The sequence below is a fragment of the Falsiphaeobacter marinintestinus genome (assembly GCF_007923355.1).
GTDB classification, from domain to species: Bacteria; Pseudomonadota; Alphaproteobacteria; order Rhodobacterales; family Rhodobacteraceae; genus Phaeobacter_A; species Phaeobacter_A marinintestinus.
This window is the reverse complement of sequence record NZ_VOGO01000063.1, coordinates 1-520: the sequence shown is the minus strand read 5'-3', so window position 1 is coordinate 520 and position 520 is coordinate 1. Positions and strand designations below refer to the sequence as shown.

The following is a 520-nucleotide window of genomic DNA, read 5'->3' as shown; positions in this document are numbered from 1 at the left end:
GGAAGTGTGTTCACATGGGTCAATTCTCAGTGACAATTCAGGGCGATACCGGGTCAGTTCTCAGTGACATTCAACACCTTGCGAGCTTCGAAATACCTCGGACGCGCGATCTGGCGAAACTGGAGTGGATACCACCGCCGGAGCCGCGTCGAGATCAAGATGCACCGCGTGAAACTGCTGGGGCAGCGCCTCATGGCGCGGACTTCGACCGTCAGGTCGCGGAAGTCCAGGTCCGCATCGCCGTCATGAATGGCTACACCGCCCTTGGCATCCCTGTCACAGAGGCCGAGGTATGAATCCGTCCGGGGAAAGGGGAACCTCGGGTATCACAAGCTTTGTGCAACAGAGCCGTTCTATACACTTCAGGCAGGATGATTGCAGCCGTGCTAATTCACAAGAGGAAATCGCTTTCGGTCAGCCCTGTGACGCCAATCACGACCACACGCATGTCAGCTATTGTGTCCCCGTCCACATCGGCGAATATCGAGGTGTTTCCGTTTGCGGTCTCGATGATGCGGAT

General features: G+C 56.5%; 1 pseudogene. It reads left to right on the top strand.

The features are described from left to right. Nucleotides 1–78 precede the first annotated feature (78 nt). A pseudogene (locus FOY56_RS23435) lies at nt 79–296 on the top strand (IS5/IS1182 family transposase); the annotation flags it as partial. Between the last annotated feature and the right edge of the window lie 224 nt (nt 297–520).